General features: G+C 66.8%; 10 protein-coding genes. 1 reads left to right on the top strand and 9 read right to left on the bottom strand.

Annotated features, from left to right (window positions below; genetic code table 11):
- The first annotated feature begins 207 nt into the window (after positions 1-207).
- Positions 208-342: a hypothetical protein gene (locus ACZ7CF_RS34725; RefSeq protein WP_470371739.1), complete on the top strand. Its 135-nt coding sequence runs from the start codon at positions 208-210 to the stop codon at positions 340-342.
- 443 nt (positions 343-785) lie between these two features.
- Here ACZ7CF_RS34725 and ACZ7CF_RS34720 read toward each other — a convergent pair whose 3' ends face one another.
- The 9 genes from ACZ7CF_RS34720 to ACZ7CF_RS34680 form a co-directional block, all read right to left on the bottom strand.
- Positions 786-1,742, bottom strand: a complete 957-nt coding sequence (locus tag ACZ7CF_RS34720) for a replication protein RepA (protein ID WP_470371738.1) — start codon at positions 1,740-1,742, stop codon at positions 786-788.
- Positions 1,743-2,762: 1,020 nt separating this feature from the next.
- Positions 2,763-4,292, bottom strand: coding sequence for an AAA family ATPase (locus ACZ7CF_RS34715; RefSeq protein WP_470371737.1), 1,530 nt, complete (start codon positions 4,290-4,292; stop codon positions 2,763-2,765).
- 32 nt (positions 4,293-4,324) lie between these two features.
- Positions 4,325-5,767 carry a Mu transposase C-terminal domain-containing protein gene (locus ACZ7CF_RS34710; RefSeq protein ID WP_470371736.1) on the bottom strand — a complete coding sequence of 481 codons (1,443 nt, stop codon included), beginning with the start codon at positions 5,765-5,767 and terminating at the stop codon, positions 4,325-4,327.
- Positions 5,767-6,339, bottom strand: a complete 573-nt coding sequence (locus tag ACZ7CF_RS34705; protein ID WP_470371735.1) for a hypothetical protein — start codon at positions 6,337-6,339, stop codon at positions 5,767-5,769. Before ACZ7CF_RS34705 ends, ACZ7CF_RS34710 begins: the two co-directional genes overlap by 1 nt.
- Entirely contained in the window at positions 6,336-7,001 is a 666-nt protein-coding gene (locus tag ACZ7CF_RS34700; RefSeq protein ID WP_470371814.1) for a TnsA-like heteromeric transposase endonuclease subunit, read from the bottom strand. Before ACZ7CF_RS34700 ends, ACZ7CF_RS34705 begins: the two co-directional genes overlap by 4 nt.
- A gap of 307 nt (positions 7,002-7,308) precedes the next feature.
- On the bottom strand, positions 7,309-8,013 hold the full coding sequence (locus tag ACZ7CF_RS34695) for a hypothetical protein (RefSeq protein WP_470371734.1): 705 nt from the start codon (positions 8,011-8,013) through the stop codon (positions 7,309-7,311).
- Positions 8,014-9,191: 1,178 nt separating this feature from the next.
- Complete coding sequence (locus tag ACZ7CF_RS34690) at positions 9,192-10,484, bottom strand: TniB family NTP-binding protein (protein WP_470371733.1); 1,293 nt, start codon at positions 10,482-10,484, stop codon at positions 9,192-9,194.
- A complete protein-coding gene (locus ACZ7CF_RS34685) occupies positions 10,481-12,505 on the bottom strand; it encodes a Mu transposase C-terminal domain-containing protein (protein WP_470371732.1) in 2,025 nt (674 codons plus the stop codon). The genes ACZ7CF_RS34690 and ACZ7CF_RS34685 overlap by 4 nt, the downstream gene beginning before the upstream one ends.
- The gene (locus ACZ7CF_RS34680; protein ID WP_470371731.1) at positions 12,505-13,260 is read right to left on the bottom strand and encodes a TnsA-like heteromeric transposase endonuclease subunit; all 756 of its coding nucleotides are present in this window, start codon (positions 13,258-13,260) and stop codon (positions 12,505-12,507) included. Before ACZ7CF_RS34680 ends, ACZ7CF_RS34685 begins: the two co-directional genes overlap by 1 nt.
- Positions 13,261-17,959: the final 4,699 nt, after the last annotated feature.

The raw sequence follows: 17,959 nt of genomic DNA, 5'->3' as shown, positions 1-17,959 counted from the left end.
CAGGAACCTGTTCGCGGTCACCATCGGCGACGAACCCTTGGCGAGGATCTGGAATCTGAGTGTGGGGCGAGAGCACGGTCGCGGCTTGGCCGGGCATGAGCAGACCGTCAACAGCGTGATCATGGCCAGCCTCGCGGCAGGCCGACCGTCATCACCGGCGGCTACGACTGCACGATCCGACTGTGAAACCTTGAAACCCAGCAATGCGTGGAGGTCGTGCGCCTGTCGGAATCGGTCACCTGTTTGGACATTGGCGGGCGCGGCACGCTGTTCTTCGGTCAGGGATCCGACGTCGTCGCGATGGTCAAGCCCGGCCTGACCGCGTTCACGCCGATTCAGTGACCTCAGTGAGCCGCCGCCACATCGTCTCGATGTTGTGCTGGTTCGTGACCGCGCGGTCTATGCCCCTGGTCACCAGCACCATGATCCGCCCTGTACCAGCCAGGCCGACCGTCCCAGGTTGACTCGGTGTTCTTGCTCGGCGGCCGCAGTCAGGGCGGTCGGGCCCAGATGTTTGAGAGTAGTCGACCGGGCTTTAGTATAATGCGCAGGAGGTTTGGTCGAGGCCGCAAGTTGCGGCGAGGCGACGACTTCGATAATTCACCAGCTGTGCATCAACGCCCACGATTACCTGATCGCCGTCGCGCACGCGGCATTCGGATGGATCGACGCTATGCTCAACTATAGACGTTGCAGCAAAAGCACTTAGGCCTGAGTCATGGCCACCTACGGCGGCTGAGCAACCTACCCGCTATACCCGTAGGGAAACGACACTAGCGAAACCATCAAGCGGTGCGAGTACGCAGACTCCGCATTCCGGCCATCGGCACGTGCGTCAGACTCTGCTTAAGGATCACACCTTCGTCAACGACGTTGACATTGGCATTCTTGTATACCTTCAGAACGATAGCCAAGTTGTCAGTGAAGGTCTTTTTGAATTTCGCACGACCTTGCTTGGTATCAGCAACGCTCGTGCCCAGCTGTTCACGTAGCATAGCCCACGAGACCCTCGTTGGCTTCGACAAGTAGCTCAAGCGGTGCGCTAGCCAAGCGTAGATATCCAGGCACATCGGTGAACTTGACAGTGCACGCAAGGCTTCCATATCCAGCGGAACGGGGTGGTTAATGATCTCCTCGTACAGCTTCGGCGACAGGTGAATCGTCGATCCGGCCAACGGAGCTGCCTTACTAGAACTGCGGTCACCAGCAGCCCACCTCATGTCCCAAGCATCCACCACGTTCAGCCTGACGCCCCGATTCCGCTCGGAGCCGTCTTCCAGAACCTCATCTCGCTTGATCGTGATCTCAGCCTGAAAGAGCCTGTCCATTTGATCACGCAGACGGGTGATAGAACCAGTCCTACCGCCGGTCCCTTTCAGTCCCGCGCCGAGTGACCGCATGAACTCAGACAAAGAGGGGCCGATTTCCAAAACCGGCGAGCGGCGAAGAACGGCTTCCGTACACAACCAGTGCATGAGCAGTCGCGGATACACACCAAAAGGAAACCCAAGAGAAACCAGATTTCCTTCCTTGTCCTCAGCAAAGCCAGGCCGAAGAAGTAGTGACACATTGCCGTTCCTCTTGGCCCAGACATCAACCTTTTTACCCGGGTCCTTGTATGGCAAGGCAACCTGGGCAAACACGCGCGCGAGGTATCCACGTTCCTCGCCATCTGACTCGCGTGCAGCAACGAGCGCGTCGAGGAGCGCGAGCTGGTTCTCGTTCCTTGGTGGACGTGGCACGAGCCATAGCCTGGCATACGGCCCACCGCAAGCCTTGCAAGCATTCACTTGGGCGAGTTGTACACGCATATCTAGGCGACCCCGTCAGGCAGGAACCTGACGATGCCGCAGGCTAGGAGCTACAGGTCTCCTGGCAGCCGCAGGACCGATGGACCCGACAAGGTGATCTGAAGGAGGCCCTTCAGTGGTCGCCTAGATATGCGTGTGTGGAAGGGACACCTCTGGGCGTCAACCGTGCAGCACGACCTCGCCCTGCTCAGCTTCTTCGCGTCGGCACTCTCCTCATCTAGACCCGCTTCAACGACGCAGCCTGATTGACTCAGCGCAAGGGCAGGGCGGCGGCTGATCCGCAGGTCACAAGCATGGCTTAGCGCAGCCTGGTCGCCGGGTCGCAGACGGCGAAGCCCTGCACGCGGTCGCCTAGATATGCGTACTCGGAGGGAGCTTTGGTGCAGGTGCGCGCCTTCGTCAGACAAGCGCGGTGAGGCCCCTTGCCCTCCTGCTCCAGGGGAGGTGCTACCTGGGGTGTCCGAGCCTCACGCATATCTAGGCGACTCCACGCACGAGGTCCAAGTGTGGATGTAGGGCGCATCCTGCTCCGGATGTGGGTCCCCTAGATATGCGTGGGCAACCTCGGGGATGCCACGGCAAAGGTGGAGCCGAACAGATCACCCGTTGTCAAGCTCCGGAAGCTAGTTCAGGTCGCCTTGATATGCGTGGAGGAACCCTCCGACAAGGAGCAGACGTGGGCCAGCAGCAGGGCGGAGGAGTCGAACTGGACCTCCAAGAACCTGGGCTTGCCGCGCGAACATCGCCTTGGTCGCCGAGAACCTGGCTCCGACAACCAACCGTCTCGTCGGTGGCGGTCCGTGCCCGCGGGCCGGATCAAGATCCTCTGCTGCTCGCAGGACCAGGCGCACGTATCGGAGGCAAACACCGTCCCGCGGTCGATCAAGGCTTCTTCGAAACGATCACCGGTCGAGCCGCGTTTCGCACATCCGCGCGTCGACCGCGACGCCGTCATCCGCAGCGCGTCCGACAAGCCAGCCGTGTGAGATCGAGGATCAGCATCTTCGGCAGCAGCAGCGCCGCGTCAACCGCTACGCCGATCAGGGTCGAGGCGATTTGACCTGCTGGCCAAGCCGCGCCGCCGTCGTCGCGGTGAACACGCCGCGTGCAGACATAGTCGTGGTGGCCGAGCAGCTGGATCACCGGGCCGCCGGGGTGGCCGGCGTTGCAGCGGCGGCAGCCGCGCTGGGGTTCATGCCGCAGGGCTTTCCAGTCCGGACGCGAGACGCGCAGTTCGATGATCGCGCGTTCGAACCGGTCGCGGGGCTGGCTGATGACGGCGGCGAGCAGGTCGGCCTTGAGCGACTTGCCCTTGCCATAGCCGCGTCGCAGTCCGCTCACCTGTTCCCAGAGTTCGGCGAACGGCATGTCGCGCAGGGCCGCGAGCCGGGCCAGGTAGGAGACGGCGAGCTTGTTGCGGGCGGGCCGGGCGGTGATCGGCAGGCGGGAGGTCATCAGGCGCGGGCCTTGCGTGCGGCGGCCGTGCGCTCGCCGGCGGCGCGCGGGCCGCGGCGAAGTCGACCGGGACCAGGTCGAGCAGGTCGCGAGTGATGTGTTCGCTGCCGTCATCGATGGCACGATCGCGCCGCCGCGAACGAGCTGGGAGAGGCTGCCGATCATGCCGCCGGTGCGGTCATAGAGGTAGTCGGCCAGGCCGACGAGCGTGCCCAGGGCGTGCTGGTGCAGGCGCAGCGTGGACTCGAGCGTGGCGACCAAGGCGCGCCAGGCCTCGCGCTGCTCGGTGCTGCCGTAGGAGAACGGCGTGGAGCCGATCAACGTGAACCGCCCGGCGATCCGCCATCCCCGGACCCCGGCGAACAGGCCCTGGGCCTCGACCTCGATGCCGGCGTAGGCGAACGTCGCGGGCAGCCGTTCGGCGAAGTATTTGAGCTGGTCGGAGACCTCCGCGCCGGACCGGGTCGCCAGGTTGAGGTTGTGGATCTCGTCGACCAGGACGAGCTCGACGTGGGTGCGCGCGGCGGTGGTGCAGACGGCGTTGACGATGTCGGTCATGTTCGCGCGGCCGCGGAACTCCAGGCCGAAGAACCGGGCGAACTCGACCGCGAGCATCTTCGGCGTCGCGGCGGGCGGGACCGTCACATAGACGACCGGCACCCGGTTTGCGCTGGCCGGGCCGGTGTGGCGCTTGCGGACGGCGCGTTCGTGGGTGCGGCCGAGCTGGGTGAGCGCGGTGGTTTTCCCGGTGCCCGAGGCCCCGGAGAGGATCAGGCCGCGCCGGGCGGAGATCTGGCGGCGGTTGAGCTGGATCAGCAGCCGTCCGGTTGTCAGGACCTGGCGGATGATCGGCGTGTTCACCAGCGGCAGCTGCGCGTGGTAGTCGCGGCGGGCCTCGTCGAACTCGGCACGGGCGTCCGGCCCGAGCGCGAGTAAGGCGGCTGAGCTCGGCGCCTCCGGCGTCTCGGCCAGGTGCTCGACGAACCGGCGCCAGCCCTCCTTGGTGGTCAGCGGCTCGTCGACCACCAGCTCGTCGGCGTCGTCCTCCAGCAAGCCGGTCATAACCACCTCTCGGCTTCGGCATCGGCGTCGAAGACACCGGACGGGATCACCTGCGCGCCCGGCGCGGGATCGGCTTGGGATGCGCGCTCGTCGACGACGTCGACCGGCGCGGGAAGCTGGGGCCGGTGCGTGGCCGCGGCGGTGCGGGTGCGGGCGACCACGCGAGCGCTGGTCTTGCGCTGCGGACCGGTTTGCGCGCGGGTGAGCAAGTCGTCGAGAACCCGCGCGATCTCTGCCTCGGTCGCGCCCGCCGGCGCGAGCGTGCGGGCGTGCCGCCAGGTGAAGTCGGCGAACGGCGCGGCGACGAGCGGAAGGTGCGTCCAGGTGGCGGTGACCCAGCCATCCGGCGTGCGGACGAAGACCCGCGAGAGGTCGTAGGGGTCGTAGTGGATCTCCCACCGGTTGTTCTTCGCCGCGATCCCGGAGGGCTGACGTCGCCAAAGCCCCAGATCAGGACTGTCATAGGTCCGGTAGTCGATCCGGATCCCGTAGTCGTTGATCTGGCGCCACTCGACCGGCAGCAGCTCCAGGTAGTCCTCGCCGGTCAGCGTCAGCGGCAGGTAGCCGGATGCGGCGACCGCCGCGGCGTAGCGCTCGTTCGGCGTCAGCGCCCGGCCCGGCGCGTGCGGGTCGCGCAACGCATCGTGCGGCCGGTGCTGCCAGCCGACGATCAGCCACTCGTCCAGCAGCTCCTGCAGCTGCTCGATCGACCACTGCGCCTCGACGTCGCGGCCCCGCCGGGTCGGATCGGCGCCGGTGTAGGAGGCGACGTGCTGCGCGAACAGGGTCTTGATCGACCCGAGCGTGGACTCGACCACGCCCTTGTCGGTCGGTGTGCGCGGCCGCGCCGGCTGGACGGAGATGCCCAGGCGTTCGCAGGCCCGCACGAACACCTCGGAGACGAACACGCGACCGCGGTCGATGACCACGGTGTCCGGGACGATCACAGGCCGGGCGGCGGCCTCGCGCATCCGCGCGTCGATCGAGACCAGCCGTTCGTGCGGGATCCGCGAGGCCCCCAGCCGCAGTGAGGCGTCCCAGTGCGGCCGCATCGGTTCCGGGACCACCATTTTGGCCAGCAGCAGCGCCGCGTCGACCGCCTTGGTGCCGACCGGGCGCAGCACCGCCGCGCAGATCGTGCGGGTGGCGACGTCGACCGCGATCGTCAGGTCCGCCCGGCCGGGAACGCCGTCCTCGAGCAGCACCATCACGTCGATCGGCGTTGAGTCGATCTGGACCTGCTCACCGGGCCTGCTCGCCGAGGTCGGCGTGAACATCGCCTGCGGCCGGTTGGCCATCTGCCGGCGCGTGACCGCCGAGCCGAACGTGTACTTGCCCGCGGTGAGCCGTTCCAGCAGCTCGTAGAACGCTGACCGGCCAGGCACCGGCACTACGTCGGCGCCGTGGATCTCCTCCACCCGCTTCACCACGCGCCGCATCACCGCGACCTCGTGCCCGTCGACGTGCTGGTCTCGGTGGCGATCACCTCCAGTGCGGCCTCGACCAGCCGCGGATCCGCCCGGCCGGTGACCTCCCAGGTCCGGGTCGCGCGCTGGTCGACCAGCCCCCAGAGACCCTGCGCGGCGTAGCGGGCCCGGCGGGCCTGGACGGTGCGGACGCTGACGCCGAGCTCGGAGGCCTTCGCGCGATCCCGTTCCACCAGTGTGTGGACGGCCGGGTCGTAGCCGGGACGCGGAACCGCACCCGGTCCGGCGCCGGGCGGCAGGCCGGTCTCGACCTCGACGACGTGGCGTTCCCAGTCCTGCGCGGCCGCCAGGACATCGGCGGGCAGCGCGTCGAGCAGGCCGACCGGCTCGACTGCGGGCAGCGCGCTGGTGCCCAGCACCGCGAAGTCCGGAGCGCCCATCAGGTAGCCGGCCAGCACAACCTGCTCGGTGCCCTCGGTCGAGCGCAAGCGCACCGACGTGCCGCTCAAGGCGAGGACCTGGTGCTGCCCGCCCTCGAAGTGGACCTGGTCGCCGGGCGCGAGCACCGGTCGGCCGCCGGTCATGCTGGAACTCCGGCGTCGACTGTGGTCACGAGAGTGTTCGGGTGCAGCGGCCGGGACAGGCTGGCGTGAAGCTCGTGCTGCCAGAGCAGGTGGAACAGCACCGGCAGCACCGCGATCGGGTCGCCGACCAGCTCGGCCCCGGCGTGCAACGGGAACCCGGCGGCGAAAACCTCGCGCAGCTGCTCGGCCAGCTCGGCCAGCTCGGGCAGCCGGTGCCGGGAATGGCGGTAGCCGGCCAGCCAGCGCACGTTCGCCACGAGCACGTCGTCGTCGGCACCGAGAACGGCGTAGTCCCAGCCCAGCGCGTCACAACAGCGCCTCGTCAGGTCGAACGCCACCACGTCACGCGGTTTGATCCGGTTCGGCGGACGGACGTCGACCACGAGCCCGCGGCCGTCCGCGAGCCGAGCGAAGTAGTCCGGCGCGTGCGAACGAGTCCGACCGTTGTCCGCGGTCCAGAGCAGCCAGAACGGCTGGGACGCGATCCCGACGACGTCCGGATCGAAGTCGAGCTGCATCAACCGATCGCGCTCCAGCCAAGACTCGAACCCGACGTGCCGGGCCGTCGTGGCTGACCACCACAAGCCCGGAATGTGCCGCTGACCACGGTAGGAGGGAAAGTTCCGAGCCGGAGAACACGTCTCGAACGGCACGGACCACACCTCAGTCAACGGCAGCCGGTGCTCGTCGCCGTCCAGCGCGAAGCCAACCTCGACCACGTCGACTGGCGGCAAGACCCCCTCACTCGTCACCGGCGAAGTGTCCACCACCCGCCACAGCGGTGATCAACGGGTGCTCGCAACCTAAGTCCGGACGCTCGCAGCGGCTTCGCAAGGTAGGTCCGGACTTCGCAAGGTTTGTCCGGACGGGACAACAGTGTCCTGTCCGGACGAAGTTGGCGGAGCATCGGCATCCGGACCTGCGGTTCGCCAACTAGGTTCGGACGGTCGGATGACTCGTTGTCCGGACCTAGTTGGCGGAATCGGTTGTGACCGGATCAAGCATGTCCAGCTCGGTGGTGAACTTGCGGCCATCGGCGGTCGTGAAGTCGACATCGTCCGGCGTGCGGATTGCGGTCACGACTCCGGGGGTGCCGGCCGAGATGCCGAGCTCGGGTTCGTCGTAGCGGAACTCCGCCGGGTCTCCAACGCGCATGCCCTCATTCCTGTGACGTGCCGAGGAGGATGACTTCGCCGAGCTGCCTTGAGCCTTGGTTGCCTCCGTGGTTCGCGACCGGTGGAGCTCAACGAGTTCTCCGTCCCAGAGTGCATCCGCGATCGAGCATTGCTTGGGCGTCTCGAGTCGAATGCCCTCTGCAAGAAGTGCGTCAGTGAGGTGCGCGACGAGGGTGTCTTGGTCCCGCTCGATCTCTTGTGGGTCAACAGCAAGCGTGATGCAAACGGCACGTGATCCCCGGCCGATCTCTCCCGTGATCTCGGCGCCGAAGGTGCCGTCCAGCTTGGCGGACCGCAAGACCAGGCGGACGTCCGCGGCCAGCTGCTTGGCGTTGAGGTAGGCCAGCACGACGGGCCTGCTCACGGCGCGGGAAGCCATTCTCGCGATCTCGTTTGCGCTGACGCCCCGCCTGAGGTCGTGGTCGAAGGCGCGAAACAGAGCCCGTCGCTCGTTGAGGAAGTCTTCGACTGCCTGGGGGGTTGCATGGTCGGTCATCACCCTCAAGATCATACGGTCAAAACTTTGACTGGTCAAAACTTTGACTGATTGCGCTGATCGGGTGTCAGCGATCGTCTTGGCCCTGGTTTGCGCTGTCGGGCTTGACGCGGTCCTGGCGGAGCGGGTTGGTGAGCGCGCGGTTGTAGCCGCGGTGCTCGTGGGCAAGTCGTGGTCGGGTGCCAGGAGGAGTTCGTGGGCCGGATCGTGTTGGCCAGCCGACCGGTTCGACGGCGGTGTCGAGGTAGGGCGATGGCGCTGGTTCTGGTCGGACCCAGTCGCTGGCCTTGAAGGTGGCGAACTCCTTGCCGGTGAGCAGTTTCAGCGACTTGGGCGGTTGGGTCCTGGTGTTCGTGGTGAGTTCGAGCGCGGCGGTGAACAGTTCGAGTTTGCGTGACCAGTCGCGCAGGACGACTGGTGTGAGGGTGCGGTGGTGCAGCATCGCGTCGCCGCGGTGGTGGCGGCTGAACCAGAGCGCGCTGGTGCGGCGTTTGTTGTCGCTGTCCTTGGTGGGTTTGCGGAAGGTGGCTCCGCCGAAGGTCTTGAGGCTGCGGTAGTCGGTGTGGGGCAGGCTCGGTGGCTGCCAGCAGTCCTGTTCCATCCAGTGCGCGATGGGGTCTTGGAACGCGCGGGGCCGGTAGTTGGGCTGTCCGAGGCGGCGTGCGATCTCGGCGGCGAACACGCGCTGGTCGTCCGGTCCGCCGGCCGCGAGACGCCGCCAGTGCAGGGAGCCGATGAGCTCGGCGACCGCGATCGCTTCGGGGTAGGCGGCTGCGAAGAGCCGGGACGTGCTGAAGGTTTCGTCCTCGGTGCCGGGCGGGATGAGCAGATCGGCGCGGCGGTCCCAGTCGTGCCAAGCGTCGCTGTCGGCCGCGGTGTCGAGGTCGGCGAAGTTCCAGCGGTGCGCGCAGATCAGGAACCCGGTGAGCACCGCGTCGAACGTCGCGGCCGGGCCGATCCGGCGCAGCAGCCGCAGGTGCCGGTGTTGGGCGGCAACGACTTCGGGCAGTTCGGCCAGGCTCGGTTGTGGATGCTCGACTTGGTCGGGCGGGCCGATCCAGATCTCGTGCCGGGTGCAGACGTAGGTGTGGTGGCCGAGCAGGTGCAGCACCGGTCCGCCGCGGTGGCGGGCGTTGCAGCGCCAGCAGCCGAGCTGGGGCTGGTGGCGCAGCGCGAGCCAGTCAGGTTCCGGCGTGATCAGCTCGACGATGGCGCGGTCGAGCCGGTGCCGCGGCTGGTTGGAAACGGTGGCGAGCAGGTCGCCGTCGAGGCGCCGGGTCGGATTGCCGTTGCCTTTGGGACGGCTGACCTGCTGCCAGAGGTCTTGAACCGGCAGGTCGTGGAGTGCGGCGAGCCGGGCGAGGTAGGAGACGGCGATCTCCTGGTGCGCGGGCCGGATCGTGATGGGCAGGCGGGAGACCATCAGCGTGCGCCCGTCGTCGTGCCGGGGTCGTGCTGGTCGCGGCCCGGTCCAGTGGCACGAGGTCGAGCAGGTCGGTGGTGATGCGTTCGCTCTCGTCGTCAATGGCCAGGACGGCGCCGCCGCGGACGAGCATCGAGAGGCTGCCGATCGCGCCGCCGGTGCGTTCGTAGAGGTAGTCGGCGAGCTCGACGAGCGTGCCCGGATGGTGCTGGTGCAGCCGCAGCGACTGCTCCAAGGTGGCGATCAGCGCTCGCCAGGCGGTCTTCTGCTCGGGCGTGCCGTAGTCGAACGGCGTCGAGTCGATCAGCGTGAACCGACCGGCGATCTGCCGGCCGCGCGGCCCGGCGAACATGCCGCGTTCCTCGACCTCGATCCCGGCGTAGGCGAACGTGGCGGGAAGCCGTTCGGCGAAGTACTTGAGTTGGTCGGAGACCTCGGCGCGGGCGCGGGTGTCGAGGATGTTGTGGATCTCGTCGATCAGCACCAACTCGAGGTGCGTGCGGGCGGCGACCGCGCAGACGGTGTTGACGATGTCGGGCATGGTCGCCCGCGCGCTGAACTCGACGCCGTAGAACCGCGCGAACTCGACCGCCAGCATCTTCGGCGTCGCGTCGGTCGGGACGGTGACATAGACGACCGGGATCCGGTCCTCACCGGCCCGGCCGGGATGGCGTTTGCGGACGGCGCGTTCGTGCGTGCGCCCGAGCTGGCTCAGCGCCGTGGTCTTCCCGGTGCCCGAGGCGCCGGAGAGGATCATGCCGCGCCGGGCGGAGATCTGGCCGCGGTTGAGTTGGACCAGCAACCGGCCGGTGGCCAGCAGTTTCCGCAGTACCGGCGTGTGCGCGAGCGGCAAATCGCTGTGGTAGTCGCGCCGGGCCTGGACCAGCGTGGCCCGTGCCCGAGGCGAGAGCGCCGCGAGCTCGGCGGCGTCCGGGAAGACCGGTGGTGTGGGCTGGTGGGTGACGAACCGGCGCCAGCCTTCCTTCGTGGTCAGCGACTCGTCGGGCGGGAGCTGCTCGACGTCGTCGAGCCCGGTCAGCAGGCCGGTCATAGCCACCTTTCGGCTTCTGCGTCAGCGTCGAACACGCCGAACGGGATCACCTGCGCGTCCTGTGCGGACGGTGGATCGGCTTGGGATGCGTGCTCGTCAACGACGTCGACCGCAGCGGGCAGCGCGGGCCGGTGCGAGGCCGCGGCGGTGCGGGTGCGGGCAACGACCCTCGCGCCGGCCTTGTCCGGGCCGTGTTCGGCGCGGGTCAGCAGCGCGTCCAGCGCGCGGGCGATCTCGGTCTCGGTGACGTCGCGACCGGACTCGGCGACCAGGCGACGGGCGTGCTGCCAGGTGAAGTCCGCGAACGGCGCGGTGACCATCGCCCGGTGCGCCCAGGGCGCGCTCACCCAGCCCTCCGGCGTTCGGACGTGGACCTGCGAGAGGTCGTAGGGGTCGTAGTGGACCTCCCAGAGCCCGCGCTTTCCGGTCAGCCCCGAGTGCTCGCGCCGGTAGTCGCCGAGCTCGCGGCAGTCGTAGGTGCGGTAGTCGATCCGGATGCCGTAGGCGTTGATCACGCGCCATTTCACCGGCAGCAGTTCGAGGTAGTCGGTGCCGGTCAGGGTGAGCGGCAGGTCGCCCGCCATCGCGACGAGTGCGGTGTAGCGCTCGTTCGGCGTGAGCTTGCGCCGGGTCGCGTGCGGGTCCCGCAGCGCGTCGTGCGGGCGGTGCTGCCAGCCGACGATCAGCCACTCGTCGAGCAGGTCCTGGAGCTGGTCCAGCGTCCAGACGGGTTCGACATCGCGGCCGCGCTGCTGGGTGTTCGCCGCCTTGAACCCGGCGACGTGCTGCGCGAACTGCGTCTTGATCGCCGAGAACGTCGCCTCGACCACGGCCTTGTCGGTCGGGGTGTCCTTGCGCGCGGGCTGGATGGAAATCCCGAGCCGTTCGCAGGCGCGGGCGAACGTCTTGGAGATGTAGACCCTGCCGTGGTCGATCACGACCTGCTCGGGGACGATCACCGGCCGCGCGGCGGCCTCCCGCATCCGCGCGTCGATGGTGAGCAGCCGTTCGTGCGGCAGCTGAGATGCCGACATCCGCAGCGCATCGGCCCATCCCGGCCGCATCGGTTCGGGGACCAGCATCTTCGCCAGCAGCAGCGCGGCGTCGACGTCCTTGGTGCCGACCGATCGCAGCACCGCGCAGATGGTGCGGGTGGCGACGTCGACGGCGATCGTGAGGTCGGCGCGGACCGGGATGCCGGCGGCGGCCAGGACCATCACGTCGATCGGCGTGGAGTCGATCTGGACCTGCTCGCCAGGCCGTGCCGCGGCTGTCGCGGTGAACGAGCCGGACGGCCGGTTCGCCGTCTGCCGACGGGTGACCGCAGAGCCGAACGTGTGGTGCCCGACCGTCATCCGGTCCACCAGCTCGTAGAAGGCGCTGCGCCCAGGCAGCGGCACCACACCCTGGCCGTGCAGCTCCTCGACCCGCTTGCTCGCGCGACGGATCAGCCGTGATCGCGTGCCCGTCGACGCGTCGGTCTCTGCCGTGATCAGCTCGCGCAGCACCGCGACCAGCCGCGCGTCGGCCTGCCCGGTGGCCTCGAACGTGCGCGTGGCGCGATGGTCGACCGGGCCCCACAACCCCTGCTCCTCGAACCGGGCGCGCTTGCGCTCGATCGTCCGCGCGCTGATGCCCAGCTCGGCGGCTTTGGCCTGCAAGCGGTCGGCCGCCGAGGTGGTGCTTGGGTCGAAACCGGGGCGCGCAGCGGTGCCCGGTGCCGCGCCGGGCGGCAGCCCGGTCGCCATCTCCACAAGGTGATCGCGCCAGCGCTCCGCCTCGGCGACCGCCTCTGCGGGCAGCGACTCCAGCAGCCCGAATGGCTCCATCACCGGCAGGCTGACGCTGTCCAAGACCGCGAAATCGGCAGCGGCCATCAGGTGCCCGGCCAGTACCACCTGCTCGCCGCCGGCGTCCGCGCGCAGCCGGACTGCGGTGCCCGCCAGGCCCACCACGAGGTGCTCGTCGCCGTCGAACGCGACCCGGTCACCGACCCGCAGAACAGCCCCTGGCGACGTCATCAGCCCACCGCCTCGGCCGTGACCACGACCTCGGGGTGCATGGGCCGGTCCAGGTCGGTGTGCAGCTCACGCCGCCAGAGCAGGTGGAACAGCACCGGCAGCACCGCGATCGGGTCGCCGACCTCCTCGGCCCCGTCGAGCAGCCCGGCCGGAGCGGCGAAGGCCGCGCGCAGCGCGTCGGCAACGTCGTCGAGGTGATGGCGGGGGTGCCGGTAGCCGGCCAGCCAGCGCACGTTGGCCAGCAACGCCTCCGGTGGTGCCCCGACCACCTCGTAGCGCCAGCCCAGCGCCTCGGAGGCTTCGGCCATCGCGTCGAACGCGGCCTGGTCGCGGGGATTGATCCGGTCCGGTGAGCGGACGTCGAGCACCAGCGCGGACCCGTCAGCGAGGCGGGTGAAGTAGTCGGGCGCGTGCGAGCGGGCCTTGCCTTCCGCCGTGGTCCAGAACAGCCAGAACGGCTGGGAGGCGATGCCGACGACGTCCGGATCGAAGTCCAGGAGCACCAGCCGGTCGCGCTCCAGCCAGGACTCGTAGCCCACCAACGTGCCGGTCGTGGCCGTCCACCAGCGGCCGTTGTAGTGCCGCTGCCCCTTGTATGAAGGGAACCCGCGGACCGGCGTGCACGCCTCGAACGGCACTGACCAGGCCTCGGTCAGCGGAACGCGCTGCTCACCGCCCTCGTCGGCGTACGCGAGCTCGAACCGCTCAGCCAGCGCCTGCGGCGCCCCGCCAGGGAGATGATCAAGCGTCGGCACCGCGGCATTCTCTCGGGCGGCGTCGGGGCCGCCTCACCGGCCCCGACAAGTACCCCCGGACACCGACAACACCACCGACAACTAGGTCCGGACACCGACAGCTTCAGTCGGACAAGACAAACAGGCGGCGAGGGCCCTACTACCTACAGGAGTTTTTTACTACAGGAAGAACTACAGGGGGACCTCAGAAAAGAGCTATCTACCAGCAGAAACAGTTACAGGCGGTCGCCTAGATATGCGTTGAGGTCCCCTACGTATGCGTGCTAGCGGGCGTTATGGCTGGTACGCGGTCGCCTAGATATGCGCCTCGCTGGCTTGCGGTCGCCTAGATATGCGATAGACCCCGCTCTGGGCGAGCTGGCAAAACACTAGAGAGTCGCCCACGTATGCGTGCACAACTGCTCCGACCGGCGGAGCGGTCCACATGTTGTCCACATGGCATCCACAGGCCCGACGCATCGGTCTGCCACAGCAGGTTGTAGGGGCCCGTTCACTCGGCTTGATCTGGTTGGGCGCGCGGGTATGCGGGTGAACATCTTCTGCGATTTGCAGTCTGCGCTCCACTCCGACGGCGGCAGGTCGCCCTGATATGCGTGGGTAGACAAGATGCCTCAACCAAGTCGCCGCCCCTCCGGCTTCGAGTACGTCGGGGTGCCCGCTGATCTGCCAGTTCTCGCATGGTCGCTTAGATATGCGTGGACTGCCGAGGCTCCTTCGTGCCCTGCCGCTAGACAGCACCGGACCCATTCTCCTTCGTTCGGAGCTCGCAGTCGCCTAGATATGCGTGGACAAGGACCCATGCAGCCGATCAGAACCAAAGGTCGTCGTCCGTCAACATGTGATCGACTTGCCTTGCCTCGTCGGGAGGACGGATGACTACGGCTGTGTGGTCGAACACACCTCATACATGTTCCCGTGTGCTCCGCATTGAGGGCTGCCGATGCGGGTGTCGTCCACATTAGACTGTCCTGCTGGGGATCCGCCTGAAGTGCGTGCCGACGTGGCGGAAGAGCGCTGTCTGTTGTCCGCGTTAGAAGTCTGCACTCGGCGTTAGCCAGCGAGATCCTCGTAGAAGCACGGCCGATCGCCGTATTGCCCAGCAGCGTGCTACAGCCGTCTGCGCAACGAGGTGCCTGTTCGGCCGGCACGGTCGCCTAGATATGCGTGTGGCGTGGCCGAACGCTCTGCCTTGCAACAGACGCGGGACTTCATGCTTAGCGAGGTGTGACTCACCCGTGGCCGTGGACTTCAGCCGCCAACCGCAAGAACGCGACACAACGGTCATCCTCCGGCTTTCTTGCACGGCATGCGCAGCGTCGAAGGAGGCGACCACGCGGGTTCGAAGCGGCGTGGCATCGCCAACAGGCTTGACGATCGAGGCCGACAGGCAGCAACTACCCACTCGAGTCGGCGAGAGCCGCGACGAGGTACTCGTTCGCGCTACCAGGTCGCCAAGATATGCGCGCTGCGTGGGCGCTGGTTGACCTGGACTGGAGGCCGCATTAGCCGCCACACCTGCTGAAGCCTCGACCCAAAGCGCCGAGGCTTCAGGATCAAAGCGGGATCCAAGCCACGCAGCCGGCTCTGTCCGATTGATCGAGTCGCGCTAGCGAGTTGTCCGCGCCGTTGCGCATATCTAGGCGACCAGAGTGGGCACCAGGTCGACTCGGCGTCGAGCCAAGGGCCTCGCTCTCTCCAGTCCCAGTCCCGGATAGAGGAGAAGACGCCTGCGTTGCAGGCAGGGCGCTACCCTTCGGATCAAGCGTGACGGTGTGAGACGTACGGGGTGATCGCTAGAGAGACAATGACCTGGCGTTCACAACCGTTCGAGTTGTCCCCGGTCCCGGACACGGGGTGTTCACGCAACGCAGGTGATGCGTGTTTCGGTGGGGGTTCGGTAGGCGATTGTCGAATGTAGTCGCACCGGAGCCGGGATCATCGCCGTCGAGAAGGAACGCGGGATCCATCTGAACCCGCTCGGCCCGGACTCACGGCCCAAGGTCCTCCTGCCGAACGCAGGACCGCCAGGGAACTCATGGTCGCACACCACACGTGTCGTCGGCGACTCCATCAGGCTCCGCTCATCCTGGCGGATGGTCTGTGTGGCCCTTGAGCGCACTGCGCGACCTCTCGTACGACCCTGACCGCAGCCTGACCCGCCACGCAGCAGGCCGGGGCTTCACCGAAAGCGAGTGGAAGGAGCACCCTCCAGGAGTGGCCTTCAAACCGACCTGCCCGCCGCTGCGGTAGCAGCGCGGCCCGTCACATCATCGCCGTTGGCCAGCAGGCCGAGGCACGCTCGTCCCGCACGAACCGCAACCACCACAGAACAACTTCGCTCGACCCAGCACGCACCAGCGCGAGCCCCGCTCACGACGCGACCTTGACGACGTCCGGATCGAGCCTAGAACTGGCGGACAATTTGCATGCCAGCCGCCGCGCCGTTCAGTGCGGTCTCACAACAGTTTACTTCACGAGGTTGTTCGCATTTGTACACGCGGCATCTGCTCCGAGATGCGCGGCCACGGTCGCCATCGCAACGCTGAAGTTCGCGCGTCCGGAATCAATTGCACCTGTGCGAGTTGGGAAAGAGCCGAACCTCGCACGCGATCCTGTCGCGATACCGAGAGCGGTTTGACTCGGGTGCCGTAGTCCGACCCTCTGACCTCCTCCTCTGCCTCTGCGCAAGGTCCGCTTGCCACGCGTCGATCGCCATTCAAGCTCATCACGCCACCACGTATAAACAATTCTTTCCACCGCATGCCGTAGAGCTCTACGCGCTCCCGTGCCCATGACATCTAGTTCTACCGCAGCGCTACTAAGGCTTTCGCTACCGTGGTTGATCCGCGCTCCGCGGTCCAGGCGTAGAAGGTGAAGTTTGGCAAGCTGGTTGAGATAGTGAATCGTACGACTTATAGGGTAGCCAGTGTTCTTAGCAATTTCATACGTGTGACGGGCGCCCCTGGCAACTGCCCACATCACGCGCGCAGCGTGGTGACCAAGGCCCAGTCGGTACGTCCAGACATCGTGTTTATGGTGCCCACACCAGTCCATGATCGTTTTCAGGCCAGCACTACCGCCAAGCTGCCCATCACCATCACTGACCATAATGGTTTCAGTGTAAGCTGAAAATGTTCCCTTAGTCGGGACGCGCTCCTTCGACATTCCCTCATCACAGACCAAAGCAGCAGAGACATGACAAGGGGCGGCGGGTTCCCCTTGTGTCCCAGATTTGTCCACATGCGACCGGTCACGACTCTCGGCAGGATCCAACAACCGCCATGTGGAGCCCTTTTGTCCCTCTCCAACCGCTACACGTTCCAGCCAGCGTCGACCGCTGTCATCCACCGCCGTCAGGCGCAACGCCGCCCGCTGCATGGTCGATCGCCCGTGTCCACTTCGTTCGGCCCATCTGCGGATGTCGAGATCGATCGTCAAGGTTTGGGCCTCGAGTGCTACCTGCAGCGCCGCGTGGAGCGCTGCCTCGTCGGCCGGTCCCGCCCTGCCGGCCCATCTCCAGGGAATTGCTGTAGCAGCTGCCTTGATGCGCTCGACCGCGGCAATGACACGTGCGAGTCGCAAGTCATCTGCTGGATGACGCGGTGTTGAAGCTGGAAGCGTGGCGGCTGCGTTCACGGCTCGTGCCCACGCTCGGCGCAGCATCGTATGGCCTACATGCGCAGGTCGTGCCGAGCGGCCGGTCATGGAGGGAAGACGCTCGCTCCTGCAGTGCTCAACTGCGGTGACGGAGTTGTCTTCAAGCCAGGGTTCCACGTCGCTGAATCGCCATCGAGCGAACACGGCTCCAAGGAGAACTGCGTGCAGAACGGCCGAGCAGTCCTGGCCGGCGAGGGAAGCCTTAAGCAGGCTTGCGGTCGAGGCACTCAGGTCGCGCCGGCGTCCTTCGAGGAAGGGCATTCCGTGCTCATCAGTGAGCACTGGCACGGCACGTTTGCGGTCGGGTTCAGCAAGGGGGGCCAGGCGCTGTTCGGATGCGTTTGGTGAAGCCGGAGCTTGCATGTCTGTGGGGAGAAGGTGGACGAGCGCCTCGATGGCTGCTTCTGTTGCTCCACAGGTGAACCGGCTCGCGATAGTACCGAGGTTTTGCGGTGTGATGACACCGTGCACGGTTGGGTCCAGTATGGACATTCCTCCGGTACGGTGCAGAGCACCAGGGGGCCGAACACATCCTGTTCGTGGGTTCTTCAAGAGTCCGTAGTCAAGTGATGTCAGGCCGGCGGCCCGCAGGCGGTCCGCGAGGATGGCGACTAGCTGCGCGGAAACGCCGCGAGGGATCGAGATCCACACGTGGCGCCCTTCCTGGGGGCTGGAGCGGGCAACTAGGTACGGGATACCGGTGGTGTCAAGCCATGCGCGGATCCGGTTCAAGTCGGTCAGAACTGCGGCTTCGCCGTGGGGCCTTGCGTCCAGGTCGAGGGCAATCAGGCGAAAGATCATTCGGCTGTCCGCCAAGTAGATCGCGTGTGGCACATCGGGAGGAGTCGCGGGTACGGGGATCGAGTCGTCGTACCCGTGCTTGAGGCTGTAGTCGACGCGTATACGCCGACGTGGAGTGATCTTCATGGTGAAGAGTTGGTACAGGAGGCCTCGGTCAACTCCCGAGGGGCAGTCAGTCGTGGAGTTCGGCGCGGCAAACACAGTCATCGTCGGCCTGCGTCACTGGCTATCAGCCGGTACT

This window comes from Lentzea sp. NPDC036955 (assembly GCF_055608005.1).
This window is presented reverse-complemented; position numbering and strand designations above follow the sequence as displayed.